This window comes from Vibrio sp. CCUG 15886, assembly GCF_028570825.1.
Classification (GTDB): domain Bacteria; phylum Pseudomonadota; class Gammaproteobacteria; order Enterobacterales; family Vibrionaceae; genus Vibrio; species Vibrio vulnificus_B.
On sequence record NZ_JAQQBT010000004.1, the window covers coordinates 112,620 to 136,468 of the forward strand.

Consider the following 23,849-nt stretch of genomic DNA (forward strand, 5'->3'; position numbering starts at 1 on the left):
GTGACTTGTCTACAAGTTGATTAATATGTCGCAATGAAATGAATGGGTTGAGCAGCCCAGACTCAACCGGGAAGTAACAAAATAAAGAAGGTTTACCATAGTTATGCGTAAGACAATTCTAGCTGCAGCTCTGCTGATTGCCTCTAGCCAAGTGATGGCCAAGGAAGACCCAAACCGTCCAGCAACCATGAGCAACTTTAGTTACGACTACATCGAAGCTCGTATCGGCGCTAGCCCAATGACTTTTGGTGCAGCCTACAGCAAGTCTGTTCACCCAAATGCGCACATTATTGCCCGTATCGATTCCGAATTTGAAAGTGACTTCGACGCTGCTGCAGGTTTTGGTTTCCACTCACCTATCAATAACTGGGCAGACCTAACTGGTGCAATGCTTATGCGTGTTGTAGAGCCAGCAAAAGCAAGCAGTGCTGATATCGGTATGGAACTTAACTTGGGTATCCGCCAATGGCTTGGTCCTCAACTTGAAGTTGGTGGTAAAGTTGGTTACGTCTCCATTGATAACGACGATGACTGGATTGGCTCTGTGTACGCTCGCTTCCATTCAACTGAGCTTTTCTCGCTGGGTGTTGAAGCGCGTATCAATGACTTCTACGATGATCAATTGATGTTTACAACGCGTTTTAAATTCTAAAAAACGATGAAGTTCAAGCTCTCATAGAACGAGTGGCTTGAACCTTTAACGTAGATATATACGTAAACGATTTGACGCAGCAGGTCGGTAAAAGTGATAGCTGATACTATCACTGCTTTAAGTAGAACAAGTACAAATGAAAAAACCGAGGCAGCATTGTCTCGGTTTTTTATTTCGTGTCATTTATAGACAAGAAGATTTCTCTCCCGCTTTCAAGATGTATCACAACAAGAATGAGCGTACTTCGAACCAAACCTATGCGCTTTAAACCACCATTTGATTTCAGCGTTATCATTCAGCGGTTTAGTTCGAGAGCAAAATGATGACTAGCAGCATGCAGCCAACAGTTGTTTACGACGGGGCTCTTGAAGTAATTTCCAATGAATACCTTCTACCGCGCCAGCAAATTTCCATAGCAATTTGACATCAACGTCATTACCGTAAGCTTGCTTAACTCGATTAAAGACTTCAATCGCTCCTAATTCCATAAAGGTTTCAACGTCATCAATCCCTGCTTTTTTCACCATGCGTTCAAGTGTTAATTGCATGTTCGGTAAATCTCTTAAACGACGGCTGGCAGATGATTTTTGGAAATTACGTTGCTTTACAGAGCACGCTATAGACTGCTTTACCAAACGATCCAACTGACCATCTCGATTATCAAGTAGATTAGATACTTCGTAGTAATTTACAGTAGCAGTGGTTTGCTTTTTGACATGACGATACTTCTCACAGCCCAATTGGCAAAAAGTATCATCCAAACTGTCTCCACCACGAAGGTAGTAGCAACCATTACTCACCAATGCAAACATGGCATCTTCCGCAAACAGGCCGATACCACCGAACATTGAACGTTTCTGAAAATCACCAAATTGGTTGATGTAGTCAAAAAAAGCTTGTTCTGTCATATCCATTGACTCCTAATTCAAAGATTAACCCCGATTAGTTATGTCACCAGATAGCAGCATTTTATAATTAAGCGAAAATGATAGAGAAAGGTATTTAAATTATTTATAAGTAATTTTTATCAGCAACCCGAATCATACTTAATGAAAAAAAATAAGTCGGGATTCGCATCACAAATAAAGTTTCCTCTCCATTATTGATGAGATCCAATTCACATTATCAAACAATAGCGCATGTTGTACTTTTCGTTGCATTAAGCACTACGGACGAAAAAGCAGCAATTAAACTATTGTCATGATGGCAATTTCTTGCACTGATCAACTCGCTACTAGTACACTGTACGAAAGCACTTTGGCTCAAAATATCTATGGAACACTTATCTTTTTTCTGGTTGCCGAATAATAAGGACTTACTGATTCAAGCGTTGGAAACTGAGTTCGCTCAACTGGTCGAGCAGTCGCTTGCTACTGGTAAAGTCACTCTACCTCCAATCCCTGATGTTGTCTTAAAAATTCAACAACTTTGCACCCAAGAATCCACTGGCATCAACGATGTCGCTGAATGTCTTTTAGAAGACCCCGGGCTAGCCGCCATTGTCATTAGAGTGGCAAACTCAGTCATTTTTAATCGCCGCAATATCACCTGTACCGATTTGACCACAGCAGTATCTCGACTCGGCATTCTAAGAGTCAGAGACATTGTCACCGCTCAGGCCATCGAACAGTTGAAGCATTCTGTCAATCTCAACAAAGAGTGCAATGCGGTACTGATTAACAGCGCCGCCGTTTCTCGCCAATTGGGCGCTGTAATGGTGATGGTCGTCAATGCCTTTAGAAAACATGCGGCAGCAAAGTATGACTATTTAGAGCCAGAAAAAGCCTTGTTGGTTGGCCTACTTGCAGATATTGGTCTGTTTTGCTTGGTCAATGAATACCACCTCTATCTGGATAAAGGAAACTACCTTGACCAACAAATCGCGCTACAAATATTCCAAACTCGTTGTGCTGCGACCAGTAAATTAGTCTTGGAAAACTGGGAGTTTGATAGTGACTTCGTCGAAGTATCTTCCAATCAAGCTTATCGCTCTCAGCGTCAGGAAGTGACTTATCTCGATATTGCGCGTATCGCAAACCACTTATTAATGTTTAGAAACCAAGATGAACGAATTGATGACCACGAAGTGGAATTTAATTTAGTGGGTGCTGAGGTGTTATTTGAATTGAGTAATTTATCAGAAGATGAATTCCAGGAAATGGTGAATCAAGTACTTAATTCAAGTGGCTTTTAATACCTCCCTTTTTATGACATCGCATTAGCTTTTATAAAAAACACTTTTGATGTTATTCAATCGGTAACGTGTCTCTCTTTAAGGTAAAGTCTTCATCCCAGTTATTTCGTCGAAAACTGGGATGAAATCACGTAATAATATCACCCACAACCAATCATTCATTCATCAGCTCAATAAATTTTACCTCACTGAGTCCTCTCTCAACTTAGCATTCTAAAATTTAAGGCTTTCTATTGAGATGTGATGGTTACTTCACATTAATTTCATGATAGTTTTACACCGTTGAATGGACTCAACGTCCCACGTATATATCTAACATTTCGCACTACTAATTTCACTCGGGAGCCTGCATGCTGTCAGGGATGCTGTTTATCTTCGCCCCACTTGTGGTGGGGTATTTAATACCAATCGCTAATCCTTCTACATTGGCTAGGATCAATAAGATTACATCACATCTTATCTATGTGATTTTATACCTGATGGGATTAAGTTTGGCTGCGTTGGACAACCTAAGCGCCAATTTACAGGTCATCCTCACTTACACTGGCACTTTTTTCCTTTGCTTAGGTTTGTGTAATTTAGCAGCGCTTCCTCTTGTTGATCGTCTTTTGCCCGTTGAGACAGATACCTCACAAAAAAAGCCCCCCCTTTCAGCCATGGCGATGGAGTCCTTAAAACTTATTTTTGTTGTCGGTGGCGGCCTGCTTATTGGCCTCATGTTGCCGATCAGTTTAGATTGGGTAGACACCGCCAGTGAGTGGATTCTTTTCGTTTTACTTTTCTTTATTGGTATTCAACTGCGTAACAGTGGCCTCACCCTAAGGCAGATTCTCCTGAACAAACAAGGTATGGTCATCGCTTTAGTCATCATAAGTACCTCTATGATTGGTGGCCTAATTGCAGGTAAAATTCTCGATATTCCGACTTATCAGGCGCTTGCCATGGCATCGGGCTTTGGTTGGTACTCACTGGCGGGTATTTTGATGGGAGATGCCTTTGGTCCTATCTTCGGCGGAGCATCCTTTATGATTGAACTACTGCGCGAATTGTTAGCGCTGGTGGTCATCCCTTTATTAATTCGTTCTCGCCCCTGCACCGCAATTGGCTACGCTGGCGCAACTGCGATGGATTTTACTTTGCCTGTGATTCAAACAACTGGCGGAGTACGTTGCGTTCCCATAGCCATAGTAAGTGGCTTTATTCTGAGCCTATTAGTGCCGGTATTAATGCTATTCTTTGTGTCACTTGCTAGCTAGATCGCATGATGGTGGATTCATTTCCGCTACACTAGCGAGCAAAAATAATAACACACCTAAACTACTGGGATTTGCAGGTAGACGGTAAACCAATGGGCTTCCATACGCATAGGTCACTGTGTTTTTGGGGTCATTGAACGTAACCCGATCCACTGCAGCTTCACGTAGGAAGGATATCGCTCAAAAAAGGAATCACTATGAAACGCTTCGTTGTTGCTCTAATGCTAGCGTCGACATCATCTTTTGCATTGGCAGAGAATGACCAATGTTTGGCCCAAAAATACGATGCGTACATCGATGCATCACTAAACTGGTATTCAGATCTTGCTGAGCTCACTAGCAGCAAATACCCAGATTTAACCGAAGTCAGCAACTGGTTTTTAGAAGGTCGAAAACATCATTTCGAACTCAACCGAGCTGCCGTGCAGTATTATCTCAAACATGACCCAAGCCGAGTATCCATCGATAAACCGATTGAAAGTTGGCTTCAGCTTGAGCAAAGTGATATTAAACAGCTGGCGAGTCGTAGCGATGAGCTTGGTGAAATTGCACAACGCACGTTTAATGATCGTCAAGCAGCAAATCATGAGAAAAACTATGAGCTTCGCTCTGCTTTCGCCGATCTATTGAGCCATCCTCAACAGATCGACACCGCCTTGTCGCGATACAATAAAGCCATTGCAAAAGTAGACGAAGTTAAGTGTCAATAAGCCTTTCCCTTTCTATTCAGTAAACGATGATTTGTTAATTAAAACGGGACATTGTTCCCGTTTTGGTTTAGATTGTCTCGCTCGAACGACTAGTATAATTAAATCGATTTGTTATATGGCAATGGAACAAAAAACCGCTGATGTCAGCTTTGATAGCCTACTGAAGATCTTCACTATCCCAGAGGGTCCTGATTCAACACTGACTCAAATCGAAGCAAAGCTCTCACAAAACTTAAACAAATTCCTCGGTGAACACATCGTGGCAGAAGAAAAGCCTTTACGTGAAATCGAGAAAGACTTTTCTTCTGCTCAGATCCCAGAGCGACCGTCCTTTGTCTCAGACCATACTGAGCACCTACTCAATACTTTGGTATCGCACTCTGTGCATACATCGTCACCCAGTTTTATCGGTCATATGACTTCTGCGCTCCCATACTTTTTGATGCCTCTATCAAAAATCATGATTGCGCTAAACCAAAACTTGGTAAAAATCGAGACATCGAAAGCCTTTACGCCGCTCGAGCGTCAGGTTTTAGGTATGTTACATCGCTTAATTTATTCGCAAGATGAAGCGTTTTACTCTCATTGGATGCACAGTGCAGAGCACTCCTTAGGTGCGTTTTGTTCAGGTGGAACCATCGCCAACATCACGGCCCTTTGGGTAGCACGTAACAATGCGTTACGTGCGCAAGGCGACTTTAAAGGTGTTGAGAAAGAAGGGCTTTTCCGTGCTATGAAACACTATGGCTACGAAGGGCTTGCGGTGTTGGTTTCTGAGCGTGGTCATTACTCGCTAAAAAAAGCCGCGGATGTTCTAGGTATTGGCCAAGCAGGCTTGGTGGCCATCAAAACCGACGAAAACAATCGTGTTTGTCCCGATGCTCTCGAAGCGAAAATTAAAGAGTTGCAAGCGCAAAACATCAAAGCATTTGCCGTCATCGGTGTAGCAGGGACAACGGAGACGGGTAGCGTCGATCCATTGGCAGAAATGGCAAAAATTTGCCAAAAATATGGCTGTCATTTCCATGTTGACGCGGCTTGGGGCGGCGCAACATTAATGTCAAACAAGTATCGCTCCCTACTCGATGGTGTTGAACTTGCCGACTCTGTGACGATTGACGCGCATAAGCAACTGTATATCCCAATGGGCGCAGGAATGGTGCTATTCAAAGATCCTAACGCAATGAAATCGATCGAGCATCACGCTCAATATATTCTGCGGAAAGGTTCTAAAGATTTGGGTAGTCACACACTTGAAGGTTCTCGTTCAGGCATGGCAATGTTGGTTTATGCCAGCATGCATATCATCAGCCGCCCCGGTTACGAGCTGCTCATCAATCAAAGTATTGAAAAAGCAAAATACTTTGCTGATTTGATCAAACAACAGGATGATTTTGAGCTGATCTCCGAACCTGAGCTTTGTCTGCTCACCTATCGCTATATCCCAGCTCGAGTGAAACAAGCCTTAGCTGCCGCCAACGCAAAACAGCAATTAGAGCTCAACGAGCTACTGAATGAACTCACCAAGTTCACTCAAAAACGCCAACGTGAGACTGGTCGCTCATTTGTATCGCGCACACGCCTTAACCCCGCACAGTGGTCTCGCATGAACACCATTGTTTTCCGCGTTGTGTTGGCAAACCCACTGACCAGCTTTGACATCCTTGCATCAGTGTTGGAAGAACAAAGAAATATCATTGTTCATCAAGCGCCAAATCTGTTGGCAAAAATCAACAAGTTAGCAGATGGCATTCTAACCAGCACTCAGTCGAGCTGAGTCCAAACAAGTAACAGCAAAATGAAATTTTCTTTCGTTTTGCTGTAACTTCGACGTCAATATTGTGCCAGACTAAGAGCAATTACGCGCTTGAACATCCAGTTTTGTAGTTTAAACAAAATTTTGTTTGAGGCTTGTCAAATTCTCACCAAATAGTATGGCTATTTGGTTTAGACCCATTGAGTAATAGGTTTATACTCATTTCATGGCGCTGATAGCCGTTTATCAATTGGGGTATGCACTTTGCCCAAGAGCAGTCGTTGCCCAATGATAAAATCAGCGAGTTGTTCTCTATGCCCTCGTGAACACTATGAACACATTAGAAAAAATTCAAAAAAATCTGGAGAATTTCAGTAAATCTGAACGCAAGGTTGCCGAAGTAATCATGGCGTCTCCACAAACAGCTATTCACTCTAGCATTGCTACATTGGCCAAAATGGCCGATGTCAGTGAGCCTACGGTTAACCGTTTTTGCCGTCGCTTGGATACGAAAGGTTTCCCTGACTTTAAACTGCACTTAGCACAGAGTCTGGCGAATGGTACCCCTTATGTAAACCGTAACGTCGAAGAAGACGATGGCCCTGACGCCTACACGCATAAGATTTTTGAATCGACTATGGCGTGCTTGGATGTTGCCAAAAATAGCTTAGATCCTATGCAAGTGAATCGTGCTGTGGATTTGCTAACTCAAGCAAAACGCATCTCTTTCTTTGGATTAGGTGCCTCTTCTGCCGTGGCGAAAGACGCGCAAAACAAGTTTATTCGATTTAATATCCCGATTACTTGTTTTGAAGATGTCGTGATGCAACGCATGAGTTGCATTAACTGCAGTGACAATGACGTATTTGTTCTCATCTCACATACAGGCCGCACTAAGAGCTTAGTGGAGATCGCAAATCTTGCTCGAGAGAATGGCGCAACCGTTATTGCAGTGACAGCAAAAGATTCACCTTTGGAAAAAGCGGCCTCATTAGCCATTTCTCTCGACGTACCAGAAGATACCGACGTGTATATGCCAATGGCGAGCCGTGTGGTTCAAATGACCGTTATCGATGTACTTGCGACGGGCTTTACTTTACGCCGAGGAACCGGTTTTAGAGAAAATCTCAAGCGCGTCAAAGAGGCGTTGAAAGACAGCCGATACGACAAACTTACGCATTTCTAATCGCAAGCCAATTCTGGTTGAAAGCGATACTCTCAATACGAATCACGGAGCCTGACGGCTCCGTTATTTTATCTCATTCCCCATTTCGAGATTGTAGTCTTCACTCTCGATAAACTGTGCGCATCCAGTGGCTTCTTGCTGGGTTTGCTCAGAACGCAAACGGCACTGACAAACTTGCTCCAATATATAGATCAACCTCGCTTTAGTCAGTGGCAAAGGGTTTCCTTTAATCGCAACTGAGCGCAAGGCATCTTCCGCGACCGCATCAAACGATGTCGAACAGACACCAAACTGACTCAGCTCAGGAAGCTGCAACTTATCCAAGACACCTTTAACCCATTCCACGCCTTCTAACTCACTAGCGTCACCATTTTTTGTGACCAATCGAGCCAAAGACTTATAACGAGTGAGCACGTCGGCTCTGCCCGCTTCTCGCGCCGCCATAATATTTTCGTTCATCACATGTGGCGCGAGCTGCGCAGTGATCACACTGTGTGGTGCATCCAGCTTTCCACCAAGGGCTGAAGCTAAACCATGAGCCGCACCTAATTTAGCATTGGTGATCGCCATTCCACCGAGCATTGCGGAAAATGCCAAGTCTGAGCGCGCTTTGTAATCATCTTGTAAGCAACCCGGAATGATAGAGTGACTTAATCGTCGTAGCCCTTCTTCACATATCATATCCGTCAGCGGATTCGGCTCACCACAGACATAGGCTTCCATTAAATGGGTAAAGGCATCCATCGCGCCACGGCCGGATGTATAGGCATCAGTACCATAGGTGAGTGTCGGGTCGACAATCGCCACATCGGCAAGCATATCCGGACTGCGCAGACTCACTTTCACTTTATCCTGTCCCGATTTTAATACCGCATTTCGCGTCACTTCCGATCCAGTGCTGGCCGTCGTCGGAATGGCGATAAAGTGTATAGGTTGTGTTTTTAATGGCACATTTCTGCCCACAACTTCGACGTAGTCGTACACATCGCCTTGATTGGGGATGATCGCAGCCAGCGCTTTACCCATATCAATAACACTCCCCCCACCAATAGCGACAACCATGTCTGGCTTAAACTTTCTACCTATGACGGCCGTTTCCTCCACCATAGTAATATTAGGTTCACCACTGATCGCGACATGCTGATAACGAATATTCTGTGATTTGAAATAGCCAATAATGGACATCGCCCTCGCAAGATCTTTTCCTGTGACCAATAAAGCACTGTAACCAAACTGACTGAGGATAGAGAGTGAGGACTGTAACGCGCCTTCGCCAAAAATAATTCGTGTTGCGGTCATAAACTGGAACATACTGCATTGCCTCTTAATATTAGAAACTACGAGTAAAATCTTAGGTGTCGTTTCACTTTGCCTATCTTTGTACGTAAAAAAATTGACCAAGTGCAATTTGTTGCCAATAACCTTAATTTTTATAAGACTTTATAGCCCGCCTCACACTGCAGATTGGAAAAACTGTTTAACTCTTATTCAATAGTTTTTTCCTATCGAAACAACAGGCATTTGTCTCTTTATTTCCGCTTACGGATCGGGCATAGTTGCGGTATCAAAATAAAGGAGAAAGAACATGTTCGTAGTTATTTTTGGTCGTCCGGCATGCCCTTACTGTGTTCGTGCTAAAGAACACGCAGAAACTCTTAAAGCAAAGCGCGACGATTTCAACTACCGTTACGTAGACATCCAAGCGGAAGGCATTTCTAAAGCTGACCTAGAAAAAACCGTTGGCAAACCCGTTGAAACGGTTCCACAAATCTTCATCGATCAACAGCACATCGGTGGTTGTGATGACTTCGAAGCTTACGCAAAAGAGCATCTTGGCCTGTTCGATTAATCGAATCTATGAAACCCGCTTCTAAGCGGGTTTTTTATTGCTTTTTGTTGTCGCTGGTTCAAAACAACGTAACTAATTACAGAACTTAAAAAATTTCACTTATCTTTTATTGATATTTCGTTACAATCCGAGTTTAACCCTGTTCCTGAACCAAACTTTTGAGCGACAACGTGAACATAGACGTCGTACTTCTTCTTCAACAAAATCCAATACTGCTGATTTTTGTTGTATTGGCTATTGGTCTTGCCTTTGGAAAAGTCCGTATTGCAAACATGCAATTAGGAAATTCAATTGGTGTCTTAATTACTTCACTCATCATGGGTCACTTGGGCTTCTCGTTTAATGCAGAAGCGCTCACCATTGGCTTTATGCTGTTCATTTACTGTGTTGGTATTGAGGCCGGCCCGAACTTTTTTGGTATTTTCTTCCGCGATGGAAAACACTACTTCACACTGAGTATGGTGGTGTTGGTGACAGCGGTGTCTATCTCCTATTTTGCTAGCCACTATATGGGCCTCGATTTTGGTCTCTCTGCGGGGATGATGGCAGGCGCATTAACGGCGACTCCGGTCTTGGTAGGTGCACAAGATGCGCTCAACTCAGGTTTGGCAACCATCCCGAGAAACATGGAGTTTTCACTGGTTTTAGAAAACTTGTCTGTGGGTTACGCCATGGCTTACCTTGTCGGTCTTATTAGCATGATTATGTTCGCTAAATTGCTACCAAGACTGCAAAAGCAAAACCTCTCTGATTCTGCGCAGCAAATTGCTCAAGAGCGTGGTTTGGGAGGCTCTGGACAACGTAAGGTTTACCTACCGATTATTCGAGCTTACCGAGTGGGTCCAGAGCTGATCAACTGGACTGACGGTAAAAACCTACGCGAATTGGGTATTTATCGTCAAACCGGCTGTTATATCGAACGAATTCGACGCCATGGCATCCTCGCCCACCCAGATGGTGATGCTATTTTGCAAGAAGGTGATGAAATTGCGCTGGTAGGCTTTCCCGACAGCCATGCACGTCTGGATCCAAGCTTCCGCAACGGCAAGGAAGTTTTTGACCGTAACCTTCTCGACCTTCGAATTGTCGAAGAAGAAATCGTTGTAAAAAGTGATGCGATCGCAGGCAAGCGATTATCCGATCTCAATCTATCGGAATATGGCTGTTTCCTTAACCGCGTTATCCGCGCGCAAATTGAGATGCCGATGGATCTCGATATCGTGCTTGCGAAAGGTGATATTTTACAGGTCAGTGGCGAAAAAAGCCGTGTGCATGGCCTTGCAGAGCGAATCGGCTTTATCTCGATTCACAGCCAAATCGCGGACCTACTCGCTTTCTGTAGTTTCTTTATCTTAGGCATTATGTTCGGTTTGGTTACCATGACATTTGGCCAAGTTTCTTTTAGCTTGGGCAATGCTGTCGGTCTACTGCTTTCAGGTATCACGCTAGGTTTCTTGCGAGCAAACCACCCAACGTTTGGTTATGTACCGCAAGGGGCTTTGAACATGGTCAAAGATCTAGGGCTGATGATCTTTATGGTCGGCATCGGTTTAAGTGCAGGTGGAAAAATGTTTGAACACCTGACACAAGTCGGTCCGCAGATCATTGGTATCGCGTTTTTGGTCAGTGTCGTCCCGGTCTTTTTTGCTTATTTGGTTGGGGCTTATGTGCTGAAAATGAACCGAGCACTGCTATTTGGCGCCATCATCGGTGCGAGGACATGTGCACCCGCAATGGACATTGTTAACGAGTACGCCAAATCAACGATTCCAGCATTAGGTTATGCCGGCACTTACGCGATTGCCAATATCTTAATGACCTTAGCAGGCACCATTTTGATCATACTCAGCTAACCAAACACACTCTTTGGATACAAAAAAGGCGCTTACAAGCGCCTTTTTCATTCTATTTGTCTGTTTCGTTGACGGTAGCACAACCCAGTTTGATGCTGTGCTACGGTATAGAAACTAGATAGCAATAAAATCCGTTGCAACGTCTGGGTTAACGTCTGCTTCGTAATCTACGCCATCAATGCCGAAACCAAATAGCTTCAAGAACTCTTCTTTGTACTCAACGTAGTCAGTCAGCTCTTTTAGATTCTCAGTGGTGATTTGTGGCCATAGGTTACGGCAATGCTCTTGAATATCATCGCGCAATTCCCAATCGTCGAGGCGAAGACGGTTTTTCTCGTCCACTTCTGCCGCACTGCCATCTTCTTTATACAGACGCTGGCTAAACATGCGGTAGATCTGTTCCATACAACCTTCGTGAACGCCTTCTTCACGCATCTTTTTGAAGACCATCGCGATATACAGAGGCATCACTGGAATCGCTGAACTTGCTTGAGTCACAACAGACTTAAGCACAGCAACATTTGCACTACCGCCAGTGGCAGAGAGTTTATCGTTCAGTGCAGACGCTGCGCGATCGAGATCCATTTTCGCTTTACCCAGCGCACCATCCCAGTAGATAGGCCAGGTTAATTCAGTACCGATGTAGCTGTAAGCAACGGTTTTGCAACCGTCTGCCAACACACCAGCTTCTGCTAGCGCATTAATCCAAAGTTCCCAATCTTCACCACCCATAACCGTTACCGTGTCTTGGATTTCCTGCTCAGTTGCAGGTTCCACACTGGCTTCAATAATGATGTCTTTGTTGGTATCAACCGCCGTTGAGGTGTAAGTTTGGCCAATAGGTTTTAGCGCTGAACGAATAAGCTCGCCCGTTTCTGGTAACTTACGAACAGGCGAAGCCAAAGAGTAAACAACCATATCCACTTGACCCAAATCTTCTTTGATTAGGTCGATTGTTTTTTGTTTTGCTTCGTTAGAAAACGCATCGCCGTTTAAGCTTTTTGCGTACAAACCTTCTTCACGAGCCAGTTTCTCAAATGCGGCGGCATTGTAAAAACCTGCGGTGCCTGGTTTCTTCTCTGAGCCTTCTTTTTCGAAGAAAACACCGATAGTGGCCGCACCACCACCGAAAGCAGCTGCAATACGAGAAGATAAGCCGTAGCCACTGGATGCACCCACAACAAGTACGCGTTTTGGTGCGTTTTTGATAGGGCCTTGTGCTTTGGTGTAAGCAATTTGTTCTTTTACATTAGCTTCACAACCCACTGGGTGCGTTGTAGTACAGATAAATCCACGAATTTTAGGTTTGATGATCATATTCAACTTCCTTTAAAAAACTGTGTAAGGATAAAAGGTTCGTCGCCTATTCGCATCTAATTTCTGTAAAAATGCGCTGAAAATGCAAGTGGTTGGAGCTCTATGCACCGATTTCTATTGCTAACCATACGAAAAAGCACCTCATTTGAGGTGCTTGGTTCGTCTCTTCACTGCGATGGCGCTACGCCGCGCTAGTTAACTTCTTTTTTTTCTCAGGCGCATTGGTAAGCGTCTTTGAGAAGTCAAAGCTGAAGTGATCCACTTGGATTGCTTGGTAACGCAGTTTATCGGCGGCCAAGATTTTATCCACTTCACTTTGCGTTAGCACATCGGCGTCTAGCGCTTGTTGCAGACGCTCAGCCAGCAAGCCTTTACGAGCCACTTTGCCATCTTTTGCCGCTTTCATCAGCTTACGCTCCAGCGGTTTGATGTCATACATAGCAAGAAACGCTTGTTCCATTAAACCAACACTGTCCTCTTTCTCTTTGCCGATATAGCAGAGATTGGTCAGTCGGTCGCGCTGCACGCCAGGGGTCATCATCGCTTCCGCAATGTCCACACAGAGTTCATCGCTTGGTTTAGCAAAGTGATTGCCAAGTGGGAATAGTAGCCCTTTGAGCACGCCACCGACATATTTCACTGGGAAGTTAGCATAGGCTTCGTTCAACGACTTCGCTGCGTGATGCAAACAGTGCTGTACTGCGTAATGGACGAAGTTGAGATCCGCTTGTTGGCGACCTTCGTCTTCATATTTTTTCAATGCCGCTGAAGCCATGTAGAGATAGCTAAGGCCATCACCCAAACGCGCAGAAATCATCTCTTTACGTTTCAGTTCACCGCCTAGTGTTAACATGGCGAAATCGGCACTGACCGCCAAGGCGCGACTCAGACGAGTCATGTCTTTGTAGTAACGTTGCGTTGGGCCGCTCATGTGTGCTTTTACAAAGCGTGAGCCGGTGAGCGCTGCACCTAAGGCACCGAGAGTATTGAACGTGGCATGTTTAATGTGCTTAAACAGCAAATCGTCGAATTGTTTCGCACCTTCTTTGGCATCTGGGTTCGCTGCTGCTTCCATTTCTTTCAAAACGTAAGGATGGCATCGCGTTGCACCTTGGCCAAAAATCATTAGGTTACGAGTGAGAATATTGGCACCTTCAACCGTAATCGCTACGGGGATACCAAGATAATGGGTCGCTAGGTAGTTCATCGGACCATCTTGAATCGCACGGCCAGAGTGAATATCCATCGAGTCATCAAGAATCGTTCTCGCCATCTCCGTCATGTGATACTTAGCAATAGCGGTTACAATGCCAGGTTTTTCCTTCAGATCGAGCGATGTTGTGGTCAAAGTACGAGTGGCTTCCAATAAGTAGGTCAAACCGCCAATTCGTCCCATCGCTTCTGCAACACCTTCAAATTTACCGATCGACATGCCAAATTGTTTGCGCACATAGGCGTATGCCCCCGTTGTGCGCGTGGTCAAATGACCAATGGCCGTGCCAAGCGCAGGCAGTGAAATACCACGCCCAGCCGATAAACACTCCACTAGCATGCGCCAGCCTTTACCAGCATAATCCGCACCACCAATCAGCCAGTCCATCGGGATGAACACATCGTGGCCACGAGTTGGGCCGTTCATAAACGCCAGACCAAGAGGATCATGACGCTCACCAATCACCACACCTTCATGATCGGCTGGAATCAAGGCACAAGTGATGCCAACATCGGTTTTATCACCTAACAGATGATCAGGGTCTTGAAGTTTAAATGCGAGACCAAGTACGGTTGCGACAGGGGCGAGAGTGATGTAACGCTTGTTCCAACTCAAACGAATACCAAGAACTTCTTTGCCTTCATGCATGCCATAGCAGACCACACCTTGATCGGGAATACCGCCAGCATCCGAGCCAGCTTCTGGACCCGTCAATGCAAAACAAGGAATGTCTGTACCATCGGCAAGACGAGGTAACCAGTAATCTTTTTGTGCCTGTGTACCGTAGTGAGAAAGGAGCTCACCAGGGCCTAATGAGTTCGGTACCATAACCGTCACGGCGGTACTGATACTCCGTGTCGCAATTTTGGTTACTATGGTTGAGTTCGCCAGTGCGGAAAACTGACGGCCACCATATTTCTTCGAAATGATCAGTGAGAAAAAACGCTCTTTACGCAGGTATTCCCACACCTCTTTCGGTAAATCACGATCTTCTTTCACAATCTTATGATCATCGAGCATTGCAAGCAGTGTTTCTAGCTCGTTATCAATGAAAGCTTGCTCTTCAGCCGACAAGGTCGGTTTTGGATAGTGATGCAGTTTGGAGAAATCTGGCTTCCCAGAAAACAGCTCCGCGTCCCACCAAACACTTCCCGCTTCCATTGCTTCCTTCTCTGTTTCAGACAAAGGAGGAAGTACTTTTTTGAACATTTTAAATGCTGGGTCGCTGACCCATTTTTTTCTTAGAGAGCACATAGTTCAGATCCTTTTGTTCACTTGGTGGAACCTGTTGGTCCTTGTTTGTATTTTAATAATAGCTACTCAGCGGACATGCCGGCTGAGAGATAGGGAATCAATAGATCAACGACAGATTTCACGTCGGTCTGTTGATTAAATTTACTGTCTGCAATTTCCACTAACGCTTGGCTAGAAGCCATGGTGAAAACACACGTGCCTAAAGTGAAGTGCAAACGCCAGAATAGTTTTTCTTCCGTCAACGCTGGGTTGGCTTTTAGGATGGAGGCGATAAAAAGCTCCAGCACTTCGGCATAACGTGTCGTGATAAACCATCTGAGATGGCCCTGCACGTCGGTATAGCCTCGACCAATGAGAAGCATAAAAAGGCTGGTACCATTGGGCCTGACATCATTGAGCTCTCTTAGCGGCAATCGAAGCGACTCAAACACTTCATCCATCGTATAGCTCTCTTGACTGTTGAGCTGCGACAGGGATTGCTTTACCGCAGGCATCAGAGCCTCCAAGTAACGGTTGAGTACTGCACGAACTAAGGTTTTCTTATCGCCAAAATGGTAATTCACGGACGCAAGATTAACGCCTGCTTTACCCGTTATGGTGCGCAATGACGTGTCATTAAAACCGTATTCCGCAAATAAACCTTCGGCTACATCAAGGATTTTTTCTTTTGTACTGCTTCTTGGAGCCATTTTAATCACCCGTATCAAACAACTGTTTGAAATATACGTTTGACACCATAAATTAACAAGCAATTAACATCACACTTTTCAACATTGGTCCGACCAGATTCAAGGACTTCACTCTATCTGGCTGTTTTTCTGTTAAAAATTGCTGGAGAAAAAATTTAAAAAAAAATGGGGAACTGTTTAAAAAAGGCAGGGTCTGAATAGATGTAACAAAAAGGGCAATTTAAAGTTCTACTGGCCGTCAAACTTGTTTCTTACTTTCTGTTACGTTGCTGCTTTATCTTATTAACTCCTATGTTTGTATCTGCCCAGACCCTATTGGTACTGGGCTTTTTTTTGTTTGTCACTCTCTCTTCAGTCTCAATTTAAGACGGCAAATAGTTAAGACAGCCAATAGAAACCAAAAAGCCTCTGCGATAGTTGCAGAGGCTTTTGAGTTTATTGCATCAATCTATGGTTTAGCAGTCTGACGTTTAGCTGATTGCTTTCTCACTTTCCGCCGCTGTCTTTGGCAGCGATACATGCAGTAAGAAATAACCAAGCACTGCCGCTGTCGTTGATCCCATTAAGATACCTAGTCGTGAATAAGTATCGAAGTCTGGATTTGCACCACCGAAAGCCAGCGATGAAATAAAGATCGACATGGTGAAACCGATACCACAGAGCACTGACACTGCAAAGATATGTTTGAAGTTCACACCTTCAGGCAATTTAGCCACACCAAACTTCACCGCAGCCCAGCTAAACGTAAAGATACCCAGTGGTTTACCAACCAACAGTCCTAGCGCGATACCCAGCGGCAACATCGAAGTCAAGCCAGAAAGAGACACCCCTTCAAGCGAGATACCAGCGTTAGCAAAGGCAAAGACAGGTAAGATAGCAAAGGCAACATATGGGTGAAGCGCATGTTCCATGTGTTTCAACGGAGAGTGCTCACCTTTTTTACCCTGTAATGGGATAGAGAAACCAATCACCACACCTGCCAAGGTTGCATGGACTCCGGATTTCAGTACCGCAACCCACAAGATAAAGCCGACAACGATATACCAAATTAACTTAGTCACATTCTTAGCGTTTAGCATGAACAAGACACCCGTCATCGCGAATCCAACCGTCAACGCAAGTGTCGACAAATCGCCACTGTAGAAGAGCGCAATAATCACAACGACGCCCAAGTCATCGATGATCGCTAATGCCAAAAGGAACACTTTAAGACTGACAGGAACGCGCTTACCTAGCAGCGCCATGATACCCAAAGCAAATGCAATATCGGTCGCTGCTGGAATTGCCCAACCTTTAATCGCTTCCGGATCGTTTCCATTGAAAGCAACATAGATAAGCGCTGGCGCCAACATACCACCCACTGCGGCAATCGCTGGGAAGATCGCAGTTTCACGCGATTTCAATGCACCTTCTAATAATTCACGCTTGACTTCCAAGCCGATCAGCAAGAAGAAAATTGCCATTAGGCCATCATTGATCCAGTGAGATACTGACATGCCAAATACATAAGTATGCAAAACTGCTTGGTAACTTTCATTGAGAGGCGAGTTTGCAATCACCATTGCGATCGCGGCAGCGATCACAAGCAAAATGCCACCAGCAGATTCCATTTTGAAAAAGTCACGAATGACATCGTTCATGATTTCACCCTTTTATTTATAATCGTAATCAACGAACTTTGAAGAATGTAAGCAGTGTATATATAACCATTTTGTAGGAATAATCGCTTGTTTGGATATTTCACTTCGGTATTTCCGATGTAAGCAATTACCTCAGCCAACCACATTCTCAGTTCATCGACATTCAAGCCATTGAAAAGATTATAGCCAATTCGTTAACCGGATGTTAGTAAAGCGATTGACTATTCATAAATCGTAACAGATAAAACAATGGGCTCCATGAGGAGCCCATTGTTTTAATAACCCGTTAATTGCATAAAGCCTCTTCCAGACTTGCTACCTGCCACATTTATTGGCCCTTCCCAATAGGGAATCAAAAAGGGTAACCACATCTCTTGCTGTACCGCTTTCGTTTGCACGTAGATGTCTTGACTTGGAATTTCAATCGCCCATTGCAATGGAATGCGCTTTCCGTCTGACAGCGTTGTATAGAGGATCGGATAAACCGTCACATCCTTTTCCGTTAACGGTATGACTTTGCCAGACGACGTTGATAGCGTACCAAAAATATAAGGAACTCGACTTTGATGACGGTAACGGCTGATGCTAAGTGCCTTGTCGTTGTCAAGGTTGAAGGTGAACCAATCCCACCCTTGCTGCCCTTCTTCGAAAAGGTTGCTGCCCCACTCTTTTTGTAGCCACGCATTGCCCGTTACTTCAATACGACGCCCTTCTAAGAACATACTGCCTTTTACATCGAGAAAGGGAGCGCTAATGCTGAATGACGCAACCGACTCGAGATCGTGTTTAACTTGATAGCCTTTATCACCATTGAGAACAAATGGGCCACCCGTCCTCGTCGCCAGTTCCAGCGAAAAATCATCGGTTGCTATTGTTAGGCTTCCTGGAAACGGCGTTGTACCCAACGAACGCCATGTCCAGTTATCGATCCACATACGAAAGGGTTTATTGGTTGACCCCGCTTGGCCTATCCCACCTCTGGCCACGCGTTGCTCCCGCCAGATCTTTTCTTTTCCCGTTAAAACAACGTTAGCGAGATAAAGCTGAGGGTTTTGCCAACCACTGACTTCTCTTTCATCAGTCGCGATGCGGAACAAACTAAACTGGACGGTGTAGAATTGACCAAATTCGTCTTGCAGCGTTGCAAAATAGTGCCACCATTCATGCTGGTATTGCTCATGAAATTTGAAATCTTCCGGCAACGAGACTTTTTTATTGGGTAATACAGGCTCAAAGATCGTTTTGTCCTGTATGCCCAAAGAGTTGTTCAGTCGATATTCTTGCGCCTCATTGGTAGCGGATTGAGACCAATAAAAGCCCATCGCAGCTGTCACCATAGCCGCTAAAAGAAAAGTGAGCATTAATGCAAGATTATTGGATTTTCCAGCTAACCACTTCATCTAGAATGAATCCCTTAATGATTTCATTGGCGTGTTCTTAACCAAACGGATAACGGGTAATGCGCCAGCAAGCATAATCGCGATCATCGCCCAAAGAATGGTCTCTCCGTACTCAATCACATCGATTTGCAATTGCAAAGACCAACCAAACGACTGCTTAATCACTATATCCACCACCAACGTGGCAAGCGCCATACCGAGTGGAACCGCGATAAGGGCGGAAATCACGCCGAACACAAATAACTGTAAACCACCAAGAATAATGAGTTCTTTACCCGAAACACCCAGACATCTCAAAATAGAAATATTCTTTTGACGGCTCATCTCTCCTGCTAACGTCGCGAAGAAAAGGCCAAAAACGGCGATCACCAGCGTGATATTTCCTAAGGTATCGGCAATAGCGAAGGTATGATCAAAGACTCGCATCGCTTGACTATAAATGTTGTTGTTATCAAACACTCGTTCAGACGTCAGTCTAAAGATGTTTTCCAAGCGATGCTTGAGGCCCTCTCCATTGACGTTGTCTTTAAGCAACACGCCTAAGCCCACGTTGCCAGAGCCTGCAAACGCATACAGCCAGTTGCGGTGAGACAGCAACACTTGATTGTAAGGATTGCCGTAATCGTAATACACCCCAACGACCAGCCAGCCTCCACCTAATGGCGCTGCAAGATCGAGATAATCGCCGGGTCGGATATCGAGTTTTAACGCCATCGATTCACTGATCATGACGCTTTTACTGTGATGTAAATGATACCAATAATTAGGCACACCCAATTTTACGGTTAGTGCTTCCAACTCGCCGTCGCTTGGGCCAGTACTGACCACTTGAACGATATCACGCTCATCCGCCAGTTCTTTCTCCCAACGCCACCAAACTTCATCCACTTCCGGTTGGGCTTCAAGCCAGTTACTCAATCTCGCCGCAGAATTGTTGGTTGGATAAATGTAAAGATCCGCAGCTAAACGCTGGGTTAACCACTTATCGGTGGTGTCTCTAAAACTGCCGACCATGGTTTCAACACCAATGTTGGCCGCCAACGCCAACATAAACGCCATCATGGCAACGCCACGATAACTCATACTGGCAGCCATATCGGCGAAAAACCAACGTAAATTCACCCAGCGCAAAGTATAAGAGAAGCTGTTAAATACCTTCCACATTAAAAAAGGCATGAACAGCGCCACACTCATCAACATCAATGCAATGATTGTAAAGCCCGATTCTGGCGTCTTCGGTGCTTGATAAACGGCAATCGCCGCTACGGCGAAACCACAAGCCGCGAGAGCTTGCCAAGCGAACTCTTTGCCTGCAAAACGCACCAACGATAACTTAGCGGACAGACGAATGGGCTGAGATTTCAACAAGCGAATGAGCGGCCACAAGCACGATATCAATGCGCCAAGTACCGCCAGAAGCAAACTGTATAAGCTCGACTCCCAACTCCAGCCAATCGACAAGCCTACGTTGGCATCGTACAAATCCCCTAAACTAGCAGACACAGCAGGGATCAATTCATTTGCCAAAAACAACCCTAAAACATTGCCACAAGCCCAAGCAACCAAAACCAAAATGGTCAGCTCGAGTAATAAAGCTTTGGCTAGCTGCATGCCAGTCACACCCGTTTGTCGCATAATACCAACAAGCGGTTGACGCTGGATAAGCGATAACGACATCGCTTGATAGAAAATAAATAAGCCAACGAGGAAAGAAAGCATCCCCATTGCAGTCAGATTAAGGTGAAATGCTTTGGTCAATGATTCCAGTTCATCTTGGCTGTTTCGAACCAGCGTCAAACCATTGGGCAAATAACGTTTAAGGTGTTCTAGCTTCTCTGGCGGCATTTCTGCACAAGCGATCACCGATAAACCTGAGCTGCGCTTTAGCATGCGTAACAATGAAATGTCAGCGACCATACGGCTGCCATTTAAGCGTTGTTCACGGTCAACACGTAAAGGCCCCAGTTGGCTGCCATCTTCTAAAGCAATAAAGTCGCCATCTTGCCACGCCATGTGCTCAGCAAGATCTTGGCTAATAAGAATGGGATAAGGCGGGTTCATTAACGCCAGTGAGGTGGCGCGATTTAAAGAGGTCTCTTTCTCCAACTGCAGCATGGCAACCGGATCCATACCAATCAACATCAACCCCATACCATCTGCCGTTTTGATATGGTGCATATCAAATGGCGTACATTGCTGAAAACCTGCTCGGCGTAATTGAATATAAAAACCTTGGGGAATCTTATTGGCGCTGTGTTTTGGGCGAATGCGATATGGCAGAGGGTTATTGAAGAGTTTCTCGCCGTTTTGATAGCTTTCTTGCGCATGGTGATTGATGGCTGTGACACCAACCAATAAAGACACGCCTAACGTGAGGCCAAGCCACACCAATAATATTTGTAGCGGGTAACGTCTGTAGTGACCGAGTAGTGCCTTAACTACGGGCCATAACATGCAGTTGCCCCCCTTGCAGGCGAATCATCCCTTCCATGTGTTTGGCCACTTTTTCACTGTGTGTTACCAACAATAAGGTGCAGTCTAGCTGACGGGTAAGCGAGGTGAGTAAGCGCATAACTGCTTCGGCATTGCGTTCATCAAGGCTGCCTGTGGGCTCATCCGCCAACAGCAATTTGGGTTCCATATACAACGCACGAGCAATGGCCGCTCTCTGCTGTTGTCCCCCAGACACTTCTTCCGGATAACGCCCAAGAAGCGGCATGAGATCCAAAGCCGATAAAATTTGACGCCACAACCCCTTATCATCAGGAAGGCCCTTTAATTGGCGGCAAAAACGAATATTGTCGGCAATATTGAGTGTAGGTAACAGGTTGAATTGCTGGAAGATATGGCCAATATTATTTCGACGGTAGGCAGTTCGCAGATGCTCTGGGGCATCGTTCATAGCAAATCCCGGAAACATGATTTCGCCAGAATCAACAATGTCGAGGCCGGAAATCAAGTTCAACAAAGTGCTTTTACCAGAGCCACTTTCCCCCATCAAAGCAAGTTGTTCCCCTTGCTTTAGGGACAATTCAGCACCTTGTAGTACGGGATGAAACTCGCCTCCATCCACATAGCCTTTACATAGGTCTGAAAGTTGTAGCATTGATCTAATCACTTTGTTGCTTTGAGAAATTGGAACCAGAATCTACACTAAAAACCTGATAACCGGAAGTATTTTGAGCCCTACATCACGCTATTTTGGTTTTCTTTTGCCTTGAATCAAACCCCCTCCTTTTTAAGTCACTTACCGACAAAGTAGACAGCAAGCACTTGAGTCGACTATGAAAATGCGACAACATGAAAATACTCAGACAGGTGCATTACTCGTTAAGGAAAACGGAATGAAAAAAGTGCTGGTGTTAGGGGCTTCTGGCTACGTTGGTTCACAGTTGATCCCGCAGCTTCTTGAACAAGGTTATCAGGTCACGGCGGCGGCAAGGCATATCGATCATTTGCGAGCGCGAGTGCTGCCCCACCCTTCTCTGAGCTTTCACTACCTCGATCTGGCCGATCAAGAACAAACCCAAGCACTGATCCCCCAATTTGAGCTCATTTACTTCCTCGTACACGGCATGGCCCATGGACACGACTTTGTCGACTACGAGTTATCGCTTGCCGATCATTTCTATCAAGCACTTGTGGGCAGCGATGTTAAGCACGTCATTTATCTCAGTGCCATCCAACCGCAATCGGGCTGCTCGCAGCATTTACTGGCGAGAAAAATGACCGGGGATGTGATTCGCAAAGCCAATATCCCCGTCACCGAGCTACGCGCAGGCGTTATCATTGGCCCAGGCTCTGCGGCTTTCGAAATTATGCGCGATTTTGTATACCACTTACCCATTCTGCTCACGCCCAAATGGGTCGACTCAAAAGCCAATCCGATCGCACTCGACAATTTGAATCATTACTTGTTGCGTCTAGCGGAGGAAACTCCAGAGCAGCATCACACTTACGAAGTCGGTGGAGCCGATACCCTCTCCTACCGAGATCAATTTCGCACCATTTGCCAAGTCACCAAGATCCCTTTCCGCTTGGTCAGCTCTGCGTTACTCACGCCGAGGCTTGCCTCTCATTGGCTTGGGCTAATCACTTCGGTGCCCTCCAATATCGGCAAAGCCCTTTTGGCGGGCTTAGAGCACGACTACATTGCCAACTCCCAAGCAATACGAGAAAAATACCCTCAACCACTGATTCGTTACCAAGACGCTGTGGCTCAAGCGGTTGAAAATGAAGGTACTTTCGTGAGAAGCAATGTTTGGGGATTTGATCCAGCAGCACTTCAACGTTGGCAGCCAGGTTACGGTTACTACGCCAAACAGGCGGGAGCAAGCATACGCACCCAAGCAAGCGCAGAGTCACTTTGGACATGGGTGCAAAAAATAGGCAGCCGCAAAGAGGGGTACTTTTTTGCCGATATCTTATGGCGCACTCGAGAATGGCTCGATGTGCTCTTTGGCGGCTCTCGCCCTGTTCGACGCTCTCCCGCCGGTCCTGAGCTAAAAGTTGGCGACTATATCGATTCTTGGAAAGTGATTCGCTGCGAAAAGCAGCAATTTCTTTCGCTGTTTTTCGGCATGAAAGGGCCCGGTTTAGGCCGACTCGAATTTACCATCCACGATCATGGTCATTATCGGGAGCTCAATGTCACCGCGTGGTGGCATCCGCAAGGTTTTCCGGGCCTGCTTTACTGGTTCGCCATGATGCCTGCTCACCTGTTTATTTTTAATGGCATGGTAAAAGCGATCGCCAAAAAAGCCTCACGGGAAAGAGGGGGTACGACCAATTAGCACCGCTTTCGTTAGCATCTTTTTGGCATAACCGTATCAATCTCGGTCCAAACCTGACTTTGTTTCTATTATTAGAATTATCACTAA

Annotated in this window: 18 protein-coding genes; 9 read left to right on the top strand and 9 right to left on the bottom strand. The window is 45.3% G+C overall.

Features of this window, described 5'->3' with window-relative positions:
• Positions 1–103 precede the first annotated feature (103 nt).
• The gene (locus tag PQQ36_RS10560; protein ID WP_011080648.1) at positions 104–652 is read left to right on the top strand and encodes a hypothetical protein; all 549 of its coding nucleotides are present in this window, start codon (positions 104–106) and stop codon (positions 650–652) included.
• A 326-nt stretch (positions 653–978) separates the two neighbouring features.
• Here PQQ36_RS10560 and PQQ36_RS10565 read toward each other — a convergent pair whose 3' ends face one another.
• A complete protein-coding gene (locus PQQ36_RS10565; RefSeq protein ID WP_011080649.1) occupies positions 979–1,566 on the bottom strand; it encodes a TfoX/Sxy family DNA transformation protein in 588 nt (195 codons plus the stop codon).
• Positions 1,567–1,925: 359 nt separating this feature from the next.
• Here PQQ36_RS10565 and PQQ36_RS10570 point away from each other — a divergent pair, with 359 nt between their 5' ends.
• The 5 genes from PQQ36_RS10570 (at position 1,926) to PQQ36_RS10590 (ending at position 7,754) form a co-directional block, all read left to right on the top strand.
• Positions 1,926–2,846 carry an HDOD domain-containing protein gene (locus tag PQQ36_RS10570; protein ID WP_011150094.1) on the top strand — a complete coding sequence of 307 codons (921 nt, stop codon included), beginning with the start codon at positions 1,926–1,928 and terminating at the stop codon, positions 2,844–2,846.
• Positions 2,847–3,196: 350 nt separating this feature from the next.
• Complete coding sequence (locus tag PQQ36_RS10575) at positions 3,197–4,102, top strand: lysine exporter LysO family protein (protein ID WP_273661159.1); 906 nt, start codon at positions 3,197–3,199, stop codon at positions 4,100–4,102.
• A 197-nt stretch (positions 4,103–4,299) separates the two neighbouring features.
• On the top strand, positions 4,300–4,812 hold the full coding sequence (locus tag PQQ36_RS10580; protein WP_273661160.1) for a hypothetical protein: 513 nt from the start codon (positions 4,300–4,302) through the stop codon (positions 4,810–4,812).
• Positions 4,813–4,927: 115 nt separating this feature from the next.
• The gene (gene panP / locus PQQ36_RS10585; RefSeq protein ID WP_047109125.1) at positions 4,928–6,589 is read left to right on the top strand and encodes a pyridoxal-dependent aspartate 1-decarboxylase PanP; all 1,662 of its coding nucleotides are present in this window, start codon (positions 4,928–4,930) and stop codon (positions 6,587–6,589) included.
• Positions 6,590–6,899: 310 nt separating this feature from the next.
• Positions 6,900–7,754 (top strand): MurR/RpiR family transcriptional regulator, encoded by an 855-nt coding sequence (locus PQQ36_RS10590; protein WP_011080654.1) that lies wholly within the window; start codon positions 6,900–6,902, stop codon positions 7,752–7,754.
• Between the two features lie 63 nt (positions 7,755–7,817).
• Here PQQ36_RS10590 and PQQ36_RS10595 read toward each other — a convergent pair whose 3' ends face one another.
• Positions 7,818–9,065: an iron-containing alcohol dehydrogenase gene (locus PQQ36_RS10595; RefSeq protein ID WP_273661165.1), complete on the bottom strand. Its 1,248-nt coding sequence runs from the start codon at positions 9,063–9,065 to the stop codon at positions 7,818–7,820.
• Between the two features lie 274 nt (positions 9,066–9,339).
• On the opposite strand from PQQ36_RS10595, the gene PQQ36_RS10600 reads away from it, so the two are divergent.
• Together PQQ36_RS10600 and PQQ36_RS10605 are read left to right on the top strand one after the other, a co-directional pair.
• Complete coding sequence (locus tag PQQ36_RS10600; RefSeq protein ID WP_011080656.1) at positions 9,340–9,603, top strand: GrxA family glutaredoxin; 264 nt, start codon at positions 9,340–9,342, stop codon at positions 9,601–9,603.
• A gap of 170 nt (positions 9,604–9,773) precedes the next feature.
• Complete coding sequence (locus PQQ36_RS10605) at positions 9,774–11,456, top strand: aspartate:alanine antiporter (RefSeq protein WP_011080657.1); 1,683 nt, start codon at positions 9,774–9,776, stop codon at positions 11,454–11,456.
• A gap of 114 nt (positions 11,457–11,570) precedes the next feature.
• Here PQQ36_RS10605 and fabV read toward each other — a convergent pair whose 3' ends face one another.
• From fabV to PQQ36_RS10640, 7 genes are all read right to left on the bottom strand, one after another.
• Positions 11,571–12,773, bottom strand: coding sequence for an enoyl-ACP reductase FabV (gene fabV / locus PQQ36_RS10610; protein ID WP_011080658.1), 1,203 nt, complete (start codon positions 12,771–12,773; stop codon positions 11,571–11,573).
• Positions 12,774–12,954: 181 nt separating this feature from the next.
• The gene (locus PQQ36_RS10615; protein WP_273661166.1) at positions 12,955–15,240 is read right to left on the bottom strand and encodes an acyl-CoA dehydrogenase; all 2,286 of its coding nucleotides are present in this window, start codon (positions 15,238–15,240) and stop codon (positions 12,955–12,957) included.
• Between the two features lie 62 nt (positions 15,241–15,302).
• Positions 15,303–15,929 (bottom strand): TetR/AcrR family transcriptional regulator, encoded by a 627-nt coding sequence (locus PQQ36_RS10620; protein ID WP_045597830.1) that lies wholly within the window; start codon positions 15,927–15,929, stop codon positions 15,303–15,305.
• Between the two features lie 470 nt (positions 15,930–16,399).
• A complete protein-coding gene (gene nhaA / locus PQQ36_RS10625) occupies positions 16,400–17,569 on the bottom strand; it encodes a Na+/H+ antiporter NhaA (RefSeq protein ID WP_011080661.1) in 1,170 nt (389 codons plus the stop codon).
• Between the two features lie 275 nt (positions 17,570–17,844).
• The gene (locus PQQ36_RS10630; protein ID WP_011150086.1) at positions 17,845–18,969 is read right to left on the bottom strand and encodes a lipocalin-like domain-containing protein; all 1,125 of its coding nucleotides are present in this window, start codon (positions 18,967–18,969) and stop codon (positions 17,845–17,847) included.
• Positions 18,970–21,423, bottom strand: coding sequence for an ABC transporter permease (locus tag PQQ36_RS10635; protein WP_011150085.1), 2,454 nt, complete (start codon positions 21,421–21,423; stop codon positions 18,970–18,972).
• Positions 21,404–22,075, bottom strand: coding sequence for an ABC transporter ATP-binding protein (locus PQQ36_RS10640; RefSeq protein WP_013571971.1), 672 nt, complete (start codon positions 22,073–22,075; stop codon positions 21,404–21,406). Before PQQ36_RS10640 ends, PQQ36_RS10635 begins: the two co-directional genes overlap by 20 nt.
• A 238-nt stretch (positions 22,076–22,313) precedes the next feature.
• On the opposite strand from PQQ36_RS10640, the gene PQQ36_RS10645 reads away from it, so the two are divergent.
• Entirely contained in the window at positions 22,314–23,762 is a 1,449-nt protein-coding gene (locus PQQ36_RS10645) for a DUF2867 domain-containing protein (RefSeq protein ID WP_273661169.1), read from the top strand.
• Positions 23,763–23,849: the final 87 nt, after the last annotated feature.